The following is a 16,472-nucleotide window of genomic DNA, read 5'->3' as shown; positions in this document are numbered from 1 at the left end:
GCAAATTTAGAAATCTTAAAAGAACGATAGTATAAATAAATATAATCCGCTTTGATATTAAAATACTAGTATTACTACTAGCAGAATCTCATAATATTTGATACATTTTTTTAATTAATTTTCATTTATGTTTTAAAATTAAATAAGGTTTTATTTGGATAGGATAAAAATTCTCAGGAGACTTTGAGCTATAAAATCTCCTAAAATTACAAAAATGTATGGCGGGCAGGGTTTAAAGATTTTGGTTGCTTTACCAACCCGCCTCAAGTATCGACACGCACCTAAATGGAAGCACTTTTCCTTTCTGCATGGCGCGCCGATCGAGTTGAGAGTTCGGTTGCCTGAGCTACTAAAAATAGCGATTTAGCAACTTTTCAATATTACTGTCATGCTTAATTGCAACTCTCAAAACCAAGCTGCAATAAACATTGACTCAAGAATTGACTCAAACAGAGTCGCGAAGCAGAAGAAAGCTAAAATCAAAAAAGGAGTTCCTGGTAATATAGGAAGAATAACTCCTACAATCCCAACCACCAAGCTAATTGTTCCTGCGACTAGTAAAGCAACGTTCTTAAGTGTTTTTAACATATTTTTCCCGCCTGCTCTTAGTTTCAACTTTTCAACAACTTCAACTTTCTAAAACTATTGAATTGCAGAACAGTTTTCAGTATAAATTGAACGAATCGAAGCGAACATCTACCAAGAGGAATGTAACATTAGGTGAAAATTGGGATGATTTATCTTAAATTCTAATCGGCTGTACTTGCCTTCCAACCTAATCTGAGAAAGACTTGTGGCGAGCGACTGCCTGCTTTTTCTGCGTGACTTTCTAAATAAGAATTGTAATTTTCAAGCATTTCTTATCAGAATATTCAGCCAGTAAAGTCATAGTTTCTTATAGTTTTGATTTTCTGGTTGTGGCGATTGCTGACAACTGAGAACTGATAATTTTGTACAGACGTTACATGTAATGTCTGTACACTGACTGATTATCCGGTTTCCTAATCATAGAGTTAGGAATATACGAACATTTTGTCACCTGGATTTGTGCTAATAGTAGAAAGCACATGGATAGTTCATCTCAGCTCAAAAGCTGAAAAACGGCACATAGCCCGTCCAATGAACTTTGACTTTATGCAGAAATCAATCGTAACTGTCAAGAAGAGTTTATCCTTCTTGTGGTCCTTGCTTAATTCCTGCATTTTTGTAAAAATCCCCTTAATAATCAAATAAAAAAGTTGTGGATGTTTAATAAGGCGAAAATAATATGCTGCAAGCAATCCAGCCTGAATCCATAGAAGAGCGATCGCTAGAATATGAAGTCATCCACACAATTGAGGGTCGCTGGCGCATCCGCGTTCCTCAGTTAATCGATGACTCAGAATATGCTAGTAAACTGAAATGGTTATTTGATGCTTTCGAGTTTGCAATTTACGTCCGAATTAACTGTCTGGTTGGTTCGCTCGTGCTGGAATATGATGTTTGTGCCATTGCTCCCACACAATTAAAAGAGAAAATTGGCACTGCCATTCAACAGGCTTACGTTATCGAACTACCTGTGGCGACAGCACCTGAACAACTCGACCAAAGACCCGAAATTGATTGGGTAGAACGCCTGGGTTTGCCGATGTTAGGGTTGTCTCTATCTTTGCTTGCCAATCAACTAGCAATGCCAATTCCGGCAATCTTGGTAGGCGGAGCAGTGGTTGCCGCAGCTTTACCGTTTTTGACGCGAGTGTTCGAGACAACGGTAAAAGAAAAGCGCCTAGATGCCGACCTGCTCGATGCGCTATGGATTAGTCTTTATACTGCCAAAGGCGATTTTGTTGCTCCGGCTTTGATGGTCAGTATGATTGAATCTGGCGAGTTATTACGCGATGTCACCGCCAGCGCCTCAGATCGACAAGCATTAGATTTGGTGAATAGTTTGGGTGAATATGCCTTAGTAGAACAGGACGGAGAAGAACGGCGAGTTCCGCTCCAAGAAGTACAAATAGGTGATCGCGTTGTTGTCTACCCAGGTAGCATAATTCCTGTCAGCGGTCGCATCCTGCGAGGTAAAGCTTTAATCGACGAACACAAACTTACTGGAGAATCTACCTTAGTTTCCCGCTGTGAAGGGCAGGTGGTACACGCCTCTACTTTATTAGTAGAAGGAAAGCTTTGCGTTCTGGTCAAACGGGTTGGTGATAGTACCCGCATTGGTGTTGCATTCCAGTTAATGCAAGCCGCTCCCGTCCACGATACCCGCGTAGAAGATTACGCCTCAAAACTCGCCAATGCTGCCGTATTACCTACCTTGGGCTTGAGTGCCTTGATTTTTGCCGTGACGCGAGACTTCTCTAGGGCAGTCGCTCCCCTACACCTCGATTTCAGTCAAGGCATTCGGCTTTCCGTTCCCACCACAGTGATTTCTGCACTCTCCTACGCAGCACGCAATGGCGTATACATTCGTAGCGGCAGGGCATTGGAAATGCTAGCGCGGGTCGATACCATCGTATTTGATAAAACGGGAACGCTGACGCAAGGCAATCCGGCTGTCGTGGCAATTCGTACCGCTAGCGATCGCATTGACGCAGATCGAGTTCTGACAGTCGCCGCTTCCGCCGAGCAAACCAACACCCATCCCGTTGCCGACGCGATCGTCCGCTACGCCGAAGCTAACGGCATCGAACGGCAAAAGTGCGAGGTTTGGGATTATCAAATTGGCTTAGGTATTGTTGCCCAAATTGCCGGACAAAGAGTGCTAGTCGGTAGCGATCGCCTGATGCGGCAAGAGGGCATTGAGTTGAATGCATTTCACGCTCGGTATCCTGACATCACGTCCGGCAACCACTCCCTCGTCTACGTGGCGCAAGATAGCGAACTGCTGGGGGCAATTTTATATAACGATCCCGTGCGTCCAGAAAGCCATAGCGCCGTTGCCGCTCTCAAAGCTCAACGTTTAGATATTTATACACTCAGCGGCGATCGGCAGCGCGTTGCGAATGAAGTCGCTGAAAAATTAGGCATAGAGCCTGACAATACCTATAGTTCCTGTTCGCCCCTCCAAAAAGTTGAGATCGTTCGCCAACTGCGCGATAATGGATGCACGGTGGCATTTGTAGGCGAGGGCATTAACGATGCTGCGGCGCTTGCCTATGCCGATGTTTCGATTTCGATTGCCTCTGGAAGTGACATTGCCCGGGAAACAGCCGATGTGTTGCTGCTAGACGACGACTTGCGAGGACTGACAAAAGCGATTGAAATTGCCAAAAGGTCAATGGATATCGTCTACCAAAATACAGCTTTAGTTGCCATTCCCAACATTGGAGTTGTACTTGCAGGTATTTTCTTCGCCTTAAACCCAGTTCTTTCAGTCATTATCAGCAACGGTTCTGCCCTCCTTGCCGAGTTGAATGCTTTGCGCCCGCTATTCGATGCGGAAGACGATCCGATCGCCAAAATCTCCACCGCTAAGTTTTCTAACTCCAACACGAGCAATGACATTCCAGATTTCTCACCCGTGTTAGCAACTGTCTGAATTAGCGATCGGTTATCAGTGACCAGTGACTAGTTATCAGTGACTAGTTATCAGTTATCAGTTATCAGTGGTAATGGGTAGTTGGTGGTTGGTGGTTGCTCCCCCTGCTTCCTTGTCTCCCTTGTCTCCCTTGTCTCATAAAACCCTAGCCCCTAGCCCCTAGCCCCTAGCCCCTCCTATGGCTAAATGTCCTGTTTGCCAGACGGAATACATTGAAGGCGAGATTGAAACTTGCCCTGTCTGCCATTGGCAACTCAAGCCTTACCCATTTTTAGTTAGCTTACTGCCAGATTGGATCGAGCAAGAGAAAGTCAAACTAGAGTGGGCGCGGAAACAGTGGATGGCAACTAAGTTGCAAAAAGAACAAATGCATCAGTTGCAACTGCAAATCAAACAAGCTAGACAAAAAGAATCTCATCTTCAGTTTCAGCTAGAACAATCGCTCCAAGAGCGATCGCGCTTGCAAAGTAAATTGTCTCAAGTCGATCGAGAGCGATCGCAACTACAAGTAGAGTTAGAGCGAGTACCATCATTACTGCTGGAGAGCATACCTACTAGCAGATCGGAATTTTCTTTCTCTGTCCTAACCTTAGACGAGCGCGGCAAACAAATTGATTGCCACAGTAGTTCTACCCAACACTGGAGCGAGGACTTGGGCGATGGAATCGAATTGGAAATTGTTTCGATCTCATCTGGTACGTTTTGGATGGGTTCGCCTCCGAATGAAGAGGGACGGGAAGCTAATGAAGGACCGCAGCACCAAGTCACTGTCAAATCGTTTTGGCTGGGAAAATATCCAGTCACTCAAGCTCAGTGGCAAGCAGTCGCGGCTCTACCTAAAGTCGAACGATCGCTCAATCCCGATCCTGCTCATTTTAAAGGCGAAGATTTACCCGTAGAACAAGTCACTTGGTACGAGGCAGTTGAATTTTGTGCCAGACTCAGCCGCAAAACTGGACGCGACTATCGGTTACCCAGCGAAGCCGAGTGGGAGTATGCTTGTCGGGCGATCGCCTCGACTAAATTCGATCTGAGTCAGGCAGCGTTTAAATACACTGAAGATCGAGAAATCTCTAAAGCACAGGCAACAAAGCCATTTCACTTTGGCGATACGATCGTTTCTGATGTTGCTAACTACGACGGCAACTATACTTACCGCTCTGGAATCCGAGGGACTTATCGACAGCAAACAACTCCTGTAGGTAGCTTTGGGGTAGCGAATGCCTTTGGATTATATGATTTGCACGGTAATGTCTGGGAATGGTGCGCCGATCCTTGGCACTCCAACTACAAAGGCGCTCCTACCGATGGGAGCGTTTGGGAGTTTGGGGGAGATAACAGCCAGAGACTACTACGAGGCGGTGCTTGGTACTGTATTCCGAAGCTCTGCCGTGCCGCACAGCGCCACTGGGATCGAGCAGATAATGGTGGTAGCGGTATCGGTTTTCGCATCGCCTGTTCTTTTGTTTAGGGAGCAGGGTGTAGTGAGTGGCTAGTGGCGCGTGGTTTTTCTCCCTCAGCTCCCTCAGCCCCCTCAGCTCCCTCAGCTATCTTTCCCCAGCTCTCCGCTCCCTGCCTCGGCTGGTGCTTCTGCCTGTTTGTAATGAGGCTCCTCGTCGCTACTTTTGTTAGTCTTGCCAGCAGTCTGCTCTTTTTTGGCTTCAGTCACCAACTCTTGCATGTATTCCTGGGCTTGGTGGCTAAACTCCTGCACTCGATCCATGCTTTCTAAACCCCAAACGATAAAAGCTTTTGCCAATGCTCTAGTTGATTCTGCAAGAGATTTATTGAGGTCGTCAGAACTCATATCGGTTAGTCTCAAACTAGATTTTAATTCTGTTTTATCTGTATTTAAAGGCGATCGGTGCTGTTGTCAGTATATTTTCGATATTAAAAATACACGACGGCTTTTTCCAGCCAGCTATTTAACAACCAAAATAGGCTTTAGATCGCATACTTAATACTACACCATTCTCGTAGAGAATCGCGCAGTTTCGATCGCAAACTTTTGCCGATCGCGATCGCGAGTTCTATTTAAAAGAGGTCAGCCTACTATGTTAGCAATGTTTGGGCTGCCTGAGTTTAAGTTTGTTCAATGCCGATCGCTTTTCAACTGTCCACATTACAGCTACGGTAATTGCGATCGCCATAATCCCCAAGCCGATACAAATAGCTAGAGTTTCCATATCTCACACTTCCTATGCTTCAAATTTTGTTTGTTAATTGCGTAAATAGATTTTGATTATATACATAAGTTAATATTTTTGCCAAAATGGATACTGAAGGACTAGCTAGAGCTATTTTTTCACAGATGCAAAGCCATAGCAGCTTTGATTTTCGATCTTTTTCAACCGCTCGAACGCTTAATTTTTGACAGTAAATCTTTAGAAATAATACAGATTTACACAAACGCGAGCGATGCTTATTAAAGGAATTGAATATACTTATATACTTAGCATTTAGTATCAAAAGCTGTTTTCTATCTAATGAGGTAAGCCAAAGACTGTGGTAAGTAGCTAGGCAGATTTAAACATAAAACGTTCCAGTGTCCATCCCCTTGTTGACTTCGATTCTCCATGCCCTCAATCATGGCATTCGCTAAATCATACTCGTTATCAAAAATCCTTCCGGCTATTTCATGGGTTTTGAGTTGATGCCACTGCGCTTCAATCAGATTCATATGTGAACTGTATTGGGGGGAAAAAGAGATATAGCCCTTTCGACTGCCACTGCTGCCAGTGCTCACGGGCAAGATGACTGGTATGAGCCGAACCATTATCTTGCACCACGACTGTGAGCCGTCCGGTTTGTAGCAATGTCTGCTCACTCTTTTGGGCAAGGAGCGTTCATCACTTTAACATAGCGTTCCTTGTGGAAACTGCCTTGTACCAGAGCATAGTCAAACGACTGCTCTGGTTGCCATATCCCTAGAATACTAATGCGGTCTCCATAGGATTTGACCTGCTCTTCGGTGTTTCTGCTCTCCAATGCGAGAGTAACTATAACTGACTGGACTTTCCAGACAACATCCCGATTCGTCAAGATACTTCAGGTCAATGTACCCTTCACAGGCAGCTAGTTGGAGTGTGTCTAAGTCGGCTTGCTTTGAGTGCTTTGTACTCAGGATCTTGTCTGCCCCGTTGCGAGTGTCGAGTCCGCTTCCAACTAAAGCCCTTTTTTTTAGAATGCGGCGAATCCGGTCAGCACTTAGGTTTACCTGTCGTTCTTGCTCTAGCTTCTGGGCTAGCTGTTGACTATATAGGTTCTGGCTTCTTGCTCTAGGCATTGTTCTAGGTAGGCCATGTCTGCTTCTTGCCATTTGGCTTTAGCTCCTCGTCCACTAGCATCCCATAATCCACCTAACCCTTGCTGCTGCCAACGGCGGATGGTTTCGCGCACTGTCTGCTCTTGGCACTCAAAAATTTCGGCAATCGCTGGCACTACCCATCCTTGAGCATTGAGTCGAAGCATTTGTGCTCGATCTCGGGTACGTTGAGCAACGGTTTTGGCAACCCGAAGTTCACTCAACGTCCGGTCTTCTGACTCTGTCAAAACGATACGTAAAGGAGCAGGCATGAGTGGTCAAAATCAGCAAGTTTTTGGCTTTTCTCTATCTTACGTTTAATTATGCCCTACTACTTATCACAAGTTAACACCTAAAATAGAAATAATTCCTGAAGAAGTTCTCGCTCAAGTTTACGAAAATTTCGGCTTATTTCCTCCACCACTAGAACGATTATTTAGACTCAATTCGTTTTAGGATGTCGGATTGGGGAACTTCAAATCATGCCTCGTCAATGTCTTAAACAAGAAGGTAATCAGTGGTTCATTCTCCGCTGGATAGAAAAAAGAAAACACTGGCGATTTTATCAAATTCATCCATTGGTAGCCGAATTAGTCAGAGAACAGCAGAAGTTTTTAGATAGTCAGTTTGGTTGTGATTCGGATTTTGATAAATTGTTTTGTAAAACTTCTACAGCTAATAAAGATGGTGCTAGACAAGGAAAGCGGTTTGAAATTGACCCCATTTATCTCCCAGAATTACTAGCAAGTACAATTATTAACCCTTGGCTAAAGAACTTTAGCGAAAAAGCAGACCTTAAAGATAAATATGGCAACAGATTTTATTTGAAGAGCCATCAATTTCGTCGCACTAAAGCAAGTATTATGGCAGATTGCGAGACAGAGGATGAATATATTGCTGCGGTACTGGGACATGGTTCGTTAGATATGCTTCCTCACTATCGGAAACGTTCTTTGGAAAAGCTAGAGAAAGATGCTTCTGCTAAAGGTATGTTGATATGTATGGACGAGTCACTTCTTTTAAGCCGAGAAAACTCAGGTATGAAAAATTAGCAGAATTATTAAAAGTTAGTACTCCTTTATATTACAGTTGTAGATAAGCTAAACTAGATTTGTAAGGAAATACAGTTTAGCAATGCTTGATACATCCAACGTGTGTTTTTAACAGGTGTTGTATTAGAAGCGCTCCCAATGGAGCAGTAGATTGAAAGCGTTTCAGCAAAAACTGGGAAAGCACTTCGCTCGTTCTGAAGCACGTCTTGCAGCGTATGACTATATCCAGGCACTACTAAGCCCAGTTGAGCGGAAGAATGGATGGCAAATGGCAGAACAGGTAGGGTATAGCAATCCCTATCGCTTCCAACATTTACTAGGACGGGCGCAGTGGAACGCGGACGCAGTGTGTGCAGAAATTAGAAAGTATGCAGTGGAGCATTTGAAGAGTGAAACAGATATTTTGGCAATTGATGAAACAGGTTTTCTGAAGCAAGGAGAGCAGTCAGTAGGCGTACAGGTGCAGTATTATGGCACAACTGGACATTTGGAGAATTGCCAGGTAGGTGTGTTCATGTCCTACATTAGCGACAAAGGACATACGTTGATCGATCGCCGTTTGTATCTACCGCGCACATGGAGTGAAGATCAAAGCAAACGTAAGAAGGGAGCAGTTCCAAAATCAATCACATTTGCGACTAAACCTCAACTAGCACAACAGATGTTGGAATCAGCTTTTAAAGACGGAATACGTCCCGCCTGGTTTGTTGCTGATGAGGTTTATGGCAACGATGGTTCATTGTGGTGGTGGCTGGAAAAGACTGCTAAACAACCGTATATACTCACGGTCAGCAAGAAGCAGCCTGTAGTTATTGGCTGGCAACGTTATCAAGCCCAAGAACTGTTACCTCAGCCGGACAGCCAGCCTGTGGCAACGTCTTAGCTGTGGAGCTGGCAGTAAGGGAGAAAGATACTATGACTGGGCGAAAGTGCCAGTTAATTGTGACAGATCAGATGGTTTTCAACGTTGGTTATTGTTCCGCCGCTCTCTAGAACACCCTGAAGATCCTCGCGTCAGCTACTATCAAGTATTTGCTAAGAGCGATACTACCCTAGAAACGATGGTTCAAATCGCCAGGCAAAGGTGGCGGATTGAGGAGTGCTTTAAATTTGCTAAAGACCAGCTAGGTTTAGGAGAGTACGAAGTTCGTTCCTGGCATGGTTGGCATCGACACATCACCCTCGTCCTGGCTGCTCAAATATTTCTCACCGTCTTACGACACTCTTGTGAGCCTGCTATTCACTCCTCTACCCCCTTTACCTCTAGTAACAACTGGCAGTCTAACTGCGTTCAAAGCGGCACGAGGTTTATTGTCCGACTAAGTATCTGGGAGATGAAGCGGTGGGTATCTCGATTCTTGTTTCCCACATTCTGGTGTCTTGAACACGTTTTGCGTTGGTCTTATTGGCGCAGATCTCATCAAGCTACTGCTCGTTACTACCATTACCAAAAGCGAATTCATTCTTCTATTTATCTACAACTGTAATACTTTAGGCGAATGCCATCGACCCATAATGTTAGGGGATTGCCAGTATCGTTATGCATGTCTGAGTTGCGACCATCATCGAGTAACTTTAGAAGATAAACCTAAATTAGAAGCTGATTTTCAACAATTAAAGCAAGAATTACAACAAGCTCAAAATCAGAAAGAAGAACGAAGGGTTACTGAGATCGATCGTTTATTAGACTTCCTCAAGACTCGATTGCAAGGCTTAAAAGACCTGGAAAATATAAAAGGAGGGAAAATTAATGAAAAAGCGGAAATATCCAGCTATTTCTCTTCATGAAACTCTCTCTGGTCAATTAGAAGTAAATTGGGAACAAAAATATAACAATGAGTTTTCCTGTCCTTACTGCAATCTAGGAAGACTGAGCAATGCTTACTACAGAGCTAATAATCTTTGTCGTTTAGTTTTAAGATGCGATTCTTGTAGAATAAATGTTCGTCTTACTGATTCAGTTCATGCTCGTATTTACCGTTATTGTCCCGATATAGAACGTCCCAATCCTCTCTGTAATGAAATTGGACATAATAAACAAAAAGGATGGATTTACAATATAGGACGAGCTTCCACTAGCTTTAGTGATTGTAAATGTTATTTTTGTGGAATTACTTTTAAATCGAATGCTATTACCTCTCAAAGCTGGATTGGTAGCTTGGTTGAGGATAATATATTACCATTCGATTTTGATGCAGATACTTGGGATTTAAAGAATTTTTATGAAAACCCCAGTCAACGTTTTCTTTACTTTAAAGATATTGTTCCTAAATGGTATTGCTTAAATATCAAAAAATATTTGTATTACTTGTTAAAGATAAAGTTTTATTTTTCCAGTACTTGTATTCTCAAAAACTTCCAGTTTTTAAACAGTTTGGAATAATTTTAAAGCAAAATAAAATTAAAGATATTTCTGAAATTAGTCGTAAATCAATACTCGGCTTTTTAGATGATTGTAGAGCCAACAAAAACGTAACGATTAATCGAAAGTTATCCGATCTTAAATACTTTTTGAATGGCTATAATTAAACTCATCTAATTTAATTTTGCGTCGTGACTTTCTCAAAGTGAGTAGCGATGAAGTAGTTTGGTTGGATGAAGTAAGTCGTACAAAAATTAAACAACATTTATCCAAAATTCCTGCCTTTATTGCTCGACAATACTTAATCCAAGAATATACAGCAGCCAGGGTTGGAGATGTTTGTCAAATGTCTTTTGACTGTTTAGTAGAAGAAGATAATAAATGGTATATCATGTTTTTCCAGCAAAAACAAAACGGTGGCAACGAATACCTGCTACTCGTGAAATCAGGCGAGTTGTAGAGGAACAACAGCAATGGATTCGACAAAATCTCGGCTTGAAATATTCGTATTTATTCTGCCATTTTAGGACAATAAAAGCTGCTTCTTATCCCAATTTTTTAATATTAAACCTCTCCCATCTCCGCCTAGAGTAGAGGCAAATAAAACCCGATGACTCGGATAATTCGGATACTCATCGAAAAGGAAAATCTTCTCGATGTCAATGGTCAAAAGCTTCACTTCACTGGCAAAATCACTCGTCACAGCCGATTACAAGAAATTAGAGTCAAACATGGAATAGAAGCTGCACAACTTTATGCTGACCATAAACGTAGCAGAACAACATTCCAACACTACACTCCTCCAACCAGAGAAGAAGTAGCTAAGGTGGACTTACCTTTCCAAGAACTTCTAATGAACTCAGAAAACAAGTTTCTCCCTTGGCAAAGTTTACCTAAAAGCCTCTTGCAAAATCCCAAAGCTCATGAATTGGACATAGAAATCTCGCCGCGCCTAGTCGTGTATGGTCACTGTACTCTTGATCCAAAAACACCCTGTATTTACAACCTCTATCCTAAATGTTATGGCTGTAGTAGTTTTCGTCCCACTACGGGCAAATTACCTCTCTACGAAAGACAGTATGCAGGAGAACAGCAGCGATTAGAGGAAGCTTCATCTGCTGGAGCAGAACTAGCCTATGAAGAAGCGAAAACAACCCTAGAAGCAATGGACAAATGGCTACCTCAACTTAGGAGCATAGCAAGTGCTTAAAAAGCATAATCGAGAAAAACAAGCTGCCGTCCTCAACCGCGCCCAGCAGCAGCGCAAGCACCAGAAAAAAGACTCTGTACTTCAAGCCATTCAAAAATTACAAACAGATAACCAACCTCTAACTTTTCCCAACATTGCCAAGGTTGCTGGTTGTTCTGTTTCCTACTTATACAAGTGGTCAGAAATCACAGAATATATTCACGATCTTCAAAATCAAAAAACTCAACAGCTTCATCATCTGGAGGAAAAACAGCCTACTCCCCATAGTCTGAAAACCTTACATGAAGTTTCTAAACAGCGCATTCGAGACCTCGTTGCCCAAAATCAGGAGCTAAAACGCCAAAATGAAAAGCTTCGAGGTCATGTTGCCGAAATCTATGAGTTGAGAGAAGAGTGCCATCGGCTACGGCAGCAATTGCAGGAACTAACTATACCAAAATCAGTCAGCAAAGTTATTTCCCTTCAGCCCCTAAAAACAACGGCACAAATCAAAACGCCGACTAGCGATATCCCCCAGGACATCCTTGAGAGTATCAAAGGATTGGGTATTAAACCAGGGGCGCGACTATTACGGGAAATTAGCAACCATAGCCCCCAAAAGGTTCGTAGTGCGATATCTGCCTTTGAGCAATATCGCAGCAAAACCGTTGTCGATAGCCCTGGTGGTTGCCTGCTGAGGATGATTCAGGATGAAGCGGAGCCGAATCTACCCCAAGAGCCAGAAAGCTCAAACGAGCGGGAGTTCGATGAATGGTACGCAGAAGCTATTCGTCAGGGCTTTGTACTTGACTTCCCAAAGAATCACCTATGTGTAGTTATGGGTGAGATTCAGGTCAAGGTAAAGGATTCTCATGCCACTAGCGGTTATGTCAACATGGAGTGGCGAGAGGCTAAGGCAGTGATGGAGAAGCAGGATGGTAATGTATAGCCTTAAACTTCAAATAGTTTTTGAGCAGCAGTGTACTTTCCGTATCGAAATACATCAGCGTTTAACTTGAGTAGCAATAGATTTATGTAAGTAAATTCCACAAAACAAACAAGGTAATTCTATGTTTATTAGTTAGTTGCTTTCTCGGATTACAACAATATTTACTCATGATTATGCTTTAAGTAACTAATTTGAGGCAGCAGATGAATCAAACATGGCATTATGTTCATACATTCAACGGCGATTCTAGTTGGTTTGGCGGGGTACGCTCAATTGCTGTCAATCCAAGTCATCAAATTATTGCTTGTGGCAGCGATGATAACACGATTAGATTGTGGAACCTTAGTGACGGTAAACCAATTACGTGTCAATTAGAGCATACCAAGTCTGTCCGCTCTATTATCTTTACTCCAAAAGGAAATGGACTCATCAGTGGTGGTGACGATGCTACTATCAAAATCTGGGATTTAAGAACATTTCAAGAATTAGCCACTCTCAATAATCACTCTAAATCAGTCACGGCACTCGCTATAATTCCTAAAGATAACTTGATTGTCAGTGCAAGTGATGACAATACCCTTAAAATTTTTAGTTTAAAAGATATAAAAGAAGTTGCCACACTTAAAGGACATTCAAGTTATATTCAATCTGTAGCAGTTAGTCCTGATAATAAACTAATTGCTAGTGGTAGTTGGTACAGTTAAGCTTTGGAATACTGATACTTATGAGGAAGTTTTTTCTCTATCGGCTCATTCAAATGATATCCGTATGGTTACTTTTAGCCCTAGTGGAAGAACACTAGCTAGTAGTGGTGATGAAGGGGATATTATTTTATGGGACGTGCAGAGCGGTTTATCTAAATGTACTATTCAAGGTTATTCAAGTAGTGTACGTGGCTTGAGTTTTAGTTCTGATGGACAACTTCTGGTAAGTGGTGGAGATGATGGTTATATAAAAATTTGGGATTTGACGAAAAATATCCTTGTCTCTTCTTTTCAAGCCCATTCCACCGGAATTAGTTCGGTTAATTTTAGCTTTAATGACCAAGTGATTGTTAGTAGTAGCTGGGATAAGACTGTCAAAGTATGGGTAATTGAAACAGCTATTCCTATTCCTCCAAAAGTAGGTTTTTTTGAAGGCATTTTTGATAAAAAACAGACTGAACCTGAGCCGATCTCTTCTTTGCCAAAATTTCTTCTTAAACAAGTCCAGAATAGTAGGAAAACATCGGCTCAAGCTGCATCAAGTTCTATTACTAATAATAATGAACTTGATACCTATAGTATCAGATGGGAGAATGCTAGTATTCCAACAAGAGATCCGCAATTATCCTTAGAGGATTGGCATCGATGGTTCAAAGAATGGAAGCGTAAGGAAGAAGAGCGGAAAAAAGAGCAACGAGCAAAAGAAAGACTTCACCTTCGAGAAGAGCGTTTGAAGTTAGAACAGCAAAGAGAAGAACGTCTTAAAAAAGAGCAGCAGTTGCGAGAGGAAAAATTTAGGCAAGAGCAACAGCAGAAGCAACAGCAGAAGGCAATGAATTTCTGGAGTAATAGTTCGTCTAATAGCTCAAGTGGAGAAACATACGTACAGAGCTACCGTCGTCAAGATGGAACTTATGTTAAAGGACATTATCGTAAGAAGAATTGAGTGAGGAATAAGTCGATGTAGAACCTAGAATACTAATATAAGAATTATTAAGAATTCAATTTATAGCGTTTCCCATTCAAATGCAGTACATTTGTAGGGGCGCACAGCTGTGCGCCCCTACAGATCCGTGTACCTCATTCAATTGAGAAAGGCTATAACTCCTGTAAAGTTTACGTTGTAGAAGAAGTTATAGAAATACTCGAACACTAAGACTTCTACAACGTGTATTCCACATAAGGACCCGTGACAGCACGGCGGATTGTTGCTCATTTTGGTTTGCAAACACTCGACATCATTGAAAACCAGATCGAGCGGTTGATTGAAGTGCCTAGGATCGCCAAAAAGCGTATCAAGATGATTCAGTCTGCCTGGGAAACTCAGAAGGCGATTAAGGAAGTGATGCTTTTCCTTCAATCGCACGGGGTTTCTACCACTTTTGCTGTCAAGATTTACAAACAGTACAATAATGCGGCGATCGCCACTGTCACCAACAACCCTTACCAGTTAGCAACAGATATATAGAACCCATTTGAGATCTTAAGAAGGGGCGGCAAGCCGCTTCAGCATTAACCTAACAAAGCAAAGGTTGATTTTGGTGGTGGCATGCTCCAGAGTTCGCTCAAAGTTTTTCACCAGACTTTTGCAACGCTCCATCCACGCATTGGAGCGTTCCACTACCCAACGGGCGGCGACCGGAACAAAACCCGATTTTCCCTGTTCTGCCTTCTCTTGTTTCGAAGGTTTCTTGCACAGTTGGAACCGAATTTTCGTCACGATCTGGGGGTACACTTTTTTAAGCTTTGCAGTCAGAACGTCGATGTGGTAGCCGTGGTCTAACAAAATGGTGATTTTGGGAATATTGACCGGTTTGGACTGGAAATAGTCGATATTTAAGGTCAGCATCTCCACTAATCCGGCATCATCGGAAACATTTGCCGCAGTGCAATGCGTGAAGAAGGGAAAGCCTAGGATATCCACAGCTAGATGACGCTTGATGCCATTCGTCGCTTTGTAAAAGCAAAATCCTTTTGACTCCACACTGGCATTACAGGTATTTTTCACAGCCTGAGAGTCAATGATAATCAATCGAGTCCACTTCGGTTTTTTTTTACCTGTGCTCGAACCCGTTGGTGTAACGTCTGCATCAGTTGCTCGATTGCACCTGCTACCCGCCACTGCTTGTAATACCAATAGACGGTGGAATAGGGCGGTAGGTCTTTGGGTAAGTCTTCCCACTTGCAACCATTCTTGTGTTCATAGAAGATGCCATCAAGGATTTGCCGCATTGTCCAGTCTCTCGGTCGCGTGCGTTTCTTCTGCGGCAAGATCTGGGGCAACAGAGGTTCGAGAATTTCCCATTCGGCATCGGTTAGACTGCTGGAATACGGCATAACAGCTGCATGAGAAAGCTGTAGATACCCTAATTCAACATTGTAAAGATGTCAAATGGGTTCTATACATTTGCAAGACCGATGCAGAAATACGTCCTGAGAGTTTTGCGATCACCCATAGCGTTAGGTAAAATCATTTTCAATTGTTGAGAATTCGCCCAGGAAAAAGTTTATGGCAGATATGTCCGGTCAAGACCCCTCGGAAATCACAATGGCAACGGTTGATGAAGAACGAAAAGGCGCAACTTTCAGCGGTACGGTCATCCTTGGTATAGATCCTGAGGGTGGGGAAGTCGTTTTCTTTAGAAACTTTTTAATTAAAGATTATAAAGGCGAACTCACCGCTTATCTGGCAACAGATGGCGATATAACGAAAAGCATTGATTTAGGCGAACTCGATCGTAAAAGCCCCAGTTTTAGGCTGCCAATTCCGCTGGGAACGGATACATCACCCTACAATACAGTCGTGTTGAGCGACAAAAAAAGCAAGAAAAAAATCCTGACGATCAATCTATAAAATTTGTAACTTAGCTCGTAGTTCAGCCAAATTCGATTGCCCTCCTGTATAGATCTCAAATGGGTTCTATATGGTATTGGGTTTATTACAGCCGATGTGATCGCCCGTAACTTGTGCATTGCCCCTGACTCTGAGTATAGGTATCGGGCGGGGATCGTTCATGTGTTAGGAGAAGCGGCAGAAGACGGACACTGTTTCTTGCCCCAGGCTGAGCTAGTGGAGCAGGTAGTCAAGCGGTTGAGTATCAAAGACCATCAACCAAACTCTGGAGCGATCGCAAAGTTGTTAGTGCAGATGGGGATGTCAGAAAAAAACCAAACTTGGGGTGAAGTAAAACGGCTCAGTATTGATGAGATCAGTCAACATAAAAGACATCAAGATTTTGTCACAGTTGTGTCAGATATCGACCGAGGGAAACTGCTGGAAGTGATTGATTCTCATCGGCAAAAGGACATCATCCAAGCGCTTAAACAGCAGCCACTTGAGGTTCGAGAGCAAGTTGAGGAAGTGAGTGTGGATATGTGAGGAGGATTCC

20 protein-coding genes and 2 pseudogenes are annotated in these 16,472 nt (G+C 42.8%); 15 read left to right on the top strand and 7 right to left on the bottom strand.

What is annotated here, in order from left to right; translation table 11 throughout:
• Positions 1–405 precede the first annotated feature (405 nt).
• A complete protein-coding gene (locus N4J56_RS41200; RefSeq protein ID WP_410500367.1) occupies positions 406–588 on the bottom strand; it encodes a DUF454 family protein in 183 nt (60 codons plus the stop codon).
• A 679-nt stretch (positions 589–1,267) separates the two neighbouring features.
• Here N4J56_RS41200 and N4J56_RS21825 point away from each other — a divergent pair.
• Both N4J56_RS21825 and N4J56_RS21820 read left to right on the top strand, forming a co-directional pair.
• Positions 1,268–3,523 carry a heavy metal translocating P-type ATPase gene (locus tag N4J56_RS21825; RefSeq protein WP_317108355.1) on the top strand — a complete coding sequence of 752 codons (2,256 nt, stop codon included), beginning with the start codon at positions 1,268–1,270 and terminating at the stop codon, positions 3,521–3,523.
• Between the two features lie 178 nt (positions 3,524–3,701).
• Positions 3,702–4,994, top strand: a complete 1,293-nt coding sequence (locus tag N4J56_RS21820) for a formylglycine-generating enzyme family protein (protein ID WP_317108354.1) — start codon at positions 3,702–3,704, stop codon at positions 4,992–4,994.
• A gap of 72 nt (positions 4,995–5,066) precedes the next feature.
• Here the strand turns inward: N4J56_RS21820 and N4J56_RS21815 are convergent, their stop codons facing one another.
• The 4 genes and pseudogenes from N4J56_RS21815 to N4J56_RS41195 all read right to left on the bottom strand — a co-directional run.
• Positions 5,067–5,330 (bottom strand): hypothetical protein, encoded by a 264-nt coding sequence (locus tag N4J56_RS21815; RefSeq protein ID WP_317108353.1) that lies wholly within the window; start codon positions 5,328–5,330, stop codon positions 5,067–5,069.
• A 250-nt stretch (positions 5,331–5,580) separates the two neighbouring features.
• On the bottom strand, positions 5,581–5,709 hold the full coding sequence (locus N4J56_RS21810) for a hypothetical protein (RefSeq protein WP_317108352.1): 129 nt from the start codon (positions 5,707–5,709) through the stop codon (positions 5,581–5,583).
• Positions 5,710–6,002: 293 nt separating this feature from the next.
• The gene (locus N4J56_RS21805; protein WP_317108351.1) at positions 6,003–6,203 is read right to left on the bottom strand and encodes a hypothetical protein; all 201 of its coding nucleotides are present in this window, start codon (positions 6,201–6,203) and stop codon (positions 6,003–6,005) included.
• Positions 6,198–7,099: pseudogene (locus N4J56_RS41195) on the bottom strand (IS630 family transposase); the annotation flags it as partial. The gene N4J56_RS21805 and the pseudogene N4J56_RS41195, both read right to left, overlap by 6 nt.
• A 210-nt stretch (positions 7,100–7,309) precedes the next feature.
• Between N4J56_RS41195 and N4J56_RS21785 the strand changes: the two are divergent.
• The 11 genes and pseudogenes from N4J56_RS21785 to N4J56_RS21735 form a co-directional block, all read left to right on the top strand.
• Positions 7,310–7,879, top strand: coding sequence for a hypothetical protein (locus tag N4J56_RS21785; RefSeq protein ID WP_317108347.1), 570 nt, complete (start codon positions 7,310–7,312; stop codon positions 7,877–7,879).
• A 151-nt stretch (positions 7,880–8,030) separates the two neighbouring features.
• Positions 8,031–8,762 (top strand): IS701 family transposase, encoded by a 732-nt coding sequence (locus N4J56_RS21780; protein WP_317108346.1) that lies wholly within the window; start codon positions 8,031–8,033, stop codon positions 8,760–8,762.
• Positions 8,692–9,366 carry a transposase gene (locus N4J56_RS21775; RefSeq protein ID WP_317108345.1) on the top strand — a complete coding sequence of 225 codons (675 nt, stop codon included), beginning with the start codon at positions 8,692–8,694 and terminating at the stop codon, positions 9,364–9,366. Before N4J56_RS21780 ends, N4J56_RS21775 begins: the two co-directional genes overlap by 71 nt.
• 28 nt (positions 9,367–9,394) lie before the next feature.
• Complete coding sequence (locus N4J56_RS21770; protein ID WP_317108344.1) at positions 9,395–9,667, top strand: hypothetical protein; 273 nt, start codon at positions 9,395–9,397, stop codon at positions 9,665–9,667.
• A complete protein-coding gene (locus tag N4J56_RS21765; RefSeq protein ID WP_317108343.1) occupies positions 9,630–10,262 on the top strand; it encodes a hypothetical protein in 633 nt (210 codons plus the stop codon). Before N4J56_RS21770 ends, N4J56_RS21765 begins: the two co-directional genes overlap by 38 nt.
• 184 nt (positions 10,263–10,446) lie before the next feature.
• A complete protein-coding gene (locus N4J56_RS21760) occupies positions 10,447–10,701 on the top strand; it encodes a hypothetical protein (RefSeq protein WP_317108342.1) in 255 nt (84 codons plus the stop codon).
• A 150-nt stretch (positions 10,702–10,851) separates the two neighbouring features.
• Positions 10,852–11,451: a hypothetical protein gene (locus tag N4J56_RS21755; protein ID WP_317108341.1), complete on the top strand. Its 600-nt coding sequence runs from the start codon at positions 10,852–10,854 to the stop codon at positions 11,449–11,451.
• Positions 11,444–12,379, top strand: coding sequence for a DUF6262 family protein (locus tag N4J56_RS21750; RefSeq protein ID WP_317108340.1), 936 nt, complete (start codon positions 11,444–11,446; stop codon positions 12,377–12,379). Before N4J56_RS21755 ends, N4J56_RS21750 begins: the two co-directional genes overlap by 8 nt.
• A gap of 203 nt (positions 12,380–12,582) precedes the next feature.
• Positions 12,583–13,083: a WD40 repeat domain-containing protein gene (locus N4J56_RS21745; protein WP_317108339.1), complete on the top strand. Its 501-nt coding sequence runs from the start codon at positions 12,583–12,585 to the stop codon at positions 13,081–13,083.
• Positions 13,064–14,029 carry a hypothetical protein gene (locus tag N4J56_RS21740; protein WP_317108338.1) on the top strand — a complete coding sequence of 322 codons (966 nt, stop codon included), beginning with the start codon at positions 13,064–13,066 and terminating at the stop codon, positions 14,027–14,029. Before N4J56_RS21745 ends, N4J56_RS21740 begins: the two co-directional genes overlap by 20 nt.
• Positions 14,030–14,266: 237 nt before the next feature.
• Positions 14,267–14,548: pseudogene (locus N4J56_RS21735) on the top strand (helix-hairpin-helix domain-containing protein); the annotation flags it as partial.
• 18 nt (positions 14,549–14,566) lie between these two features.
• Here the strand turns inward: N4J56_RS21735 and N4J56_RS21730 are convergent.
• Both N4J56_RS21730 and N4J56_RS21725 read right to left on the bottom strand, forming a co-directional pair.
• Complete coding sequence (locus N4J56_RS21730; RefSeq protein ID WP_410500366.1) at positions 14,567–15,115, bottom strand: transposase; 549 nt, start codon at positions 15,113–15,115, stop codon at positions 14,567–14,569.
• Positions 15,112–15,420, bottom strand: a complete 309-nt coding sequence (locus N4J56_RS21725; RefSeq protein WP_317108335.1) for a transposase — start codon at positions 15,418–15,420, stop codon at positions 15,112–15,114. The genes N4J56_RS21730 and N4J56_RS21725 overlap by 4 nt, the downstream gene beginning before the upstream one ends.
• Positions 15,421–15,592: 172 nt before the next feature.
• Between N4J56_RS21725 and N4J56_RS21720 the strand changes: the two genes are divergently transcribed.
• Positions 15,593–15,937: a hypothetical protein gene (locus N4J56_RS21720; RefSeq protein ID WP_317108334.1), complete on the top strand. Its 345-nt coding sequence runs from the start codon at positions 15,593–15,595 to the stop codon at positions 15,935–15,937.
• A 36-nt stretch (positions 15,938–15,973) separates the two neighbouring features.
• Positions 15,974–16,462: a helix-hairpin-helix domain-containing protein gene (locus tag N4J56_RS21715; RefSeq protein ID WP_317108333.1), complete on the top strand. Its 489-nt coding sequence runs from the start codon at positions 15,974–15,976 to the stop codon at positions 16,460–16,462.
• Positions 16,463–16,472: the final 10 nt, after the last annotated feature.

The organism is Chroococcidiopsis sp. SAG 2025, assembly GCF_032860985.1.
GTDB lineage: Bacteria > Cyanobacteriota > Cyanobacteriia > Cyanobacteriales > Chroococcidiopsidaceae > Chroococcidiopsis.
This window is presented reverse-complemented; position numbering and strand designations above follow the sequence as displayed.

Excerpts from the sequence above, each read along its gene's own strand:
- N4J56_RS41200 (WP_410500367.1), bottom strand. The coding sequence starts at position 588 with ATGTTAAAAACACTTAAGAACGTTGCTTTACTAGTCGCAGGAACAATT.
- N4J56_RS21825 (WP_317108355.1), top strand. The coding sequence starts at position 1,268 with ATGCTGCAAGCAATCCAGCCTGAATCCATAGAAGAGCGATCGCTAGAA.
- N4J56_RS21820 (WP_317108354.1), top strand. The coding sequence starts at position 3,702 with ATGGCTAAATGTCCTGTTTGCCAGACGGAATACATTGAAGGCGAGATT.
- N4J56_RS21815 (WP_317108353.1), bottom strand. The coding sequence starts at position 5,330 with ATGAGTTCTGACGACCTCAATAAATCTCTTGCAGAATCAACTAGAGCA.
- N4J56_RS21810 (WP_317108352.1), bottom strand. The coding sequence starts at position 5,709 with ATGGAAACTCTAGCTATTTGTATCGGCTTGGGGATTATGGCGATCGCA.
- N4J56_RS21805 (WP_317108351.1), bottom strand. The coding sequence starts at position 6,203 with ATGAATCTGATTGAAGCGCAGTGGCATCAACTCAAAACCCATGAAATA.
- N4J56_RS21785 (WP_317108347.1), top strand. The coding sequence starts at position 7,310 with ATGCCTCGTCAATGTCTTAAACAAGAAGGTAATCAGTGGTTCATTCTC.
- N4J56_RS21770 (WP_317108344.1), top strand. The coding sequence starts at position 9,395 with ATGTTAGGGGATTGCCAGTATCGTTATGCATGTCTGAGTTGCGACCAT.
- N4J56_RS21765 (WP_317108343.1), top strand. The coding sequence starts at position 9,630 with ATGAAAAAGCGGAAATATCCAGCTATTTCTCTTCATGAAACTCTCTCT.
- N4J56_RS21755 (WP_317108341.1), top strand. The coding sequence starts at position 10,852 with ATGACTCGGATAATTCGGATACTCATCGAAAAGGAAAATCTTCTCGAT.
- N4J56_RS21745 (WP_317108339.1), top strand. The coding sequence starts at position 12,583 with ATGAATCAAACATGGCATTATGTTCATACATTCAACGGCGATTCTAGT.
- N4J56_RS21725 (WP_317108335.1), bottom strand. The coding sequence starts at position 15,420 with ATGCCGTATTCCAGCAGTCTAACCGATGCCGAATGGGAAATTCTCGAA.
- N4J56_RS21720 (WP_317108334.1), top strand. The coding sequence starts at position 15,593 with ATGGCAGATATGTCCGGTCAAGACCCCTCGGAAATCACAATGGCAACG.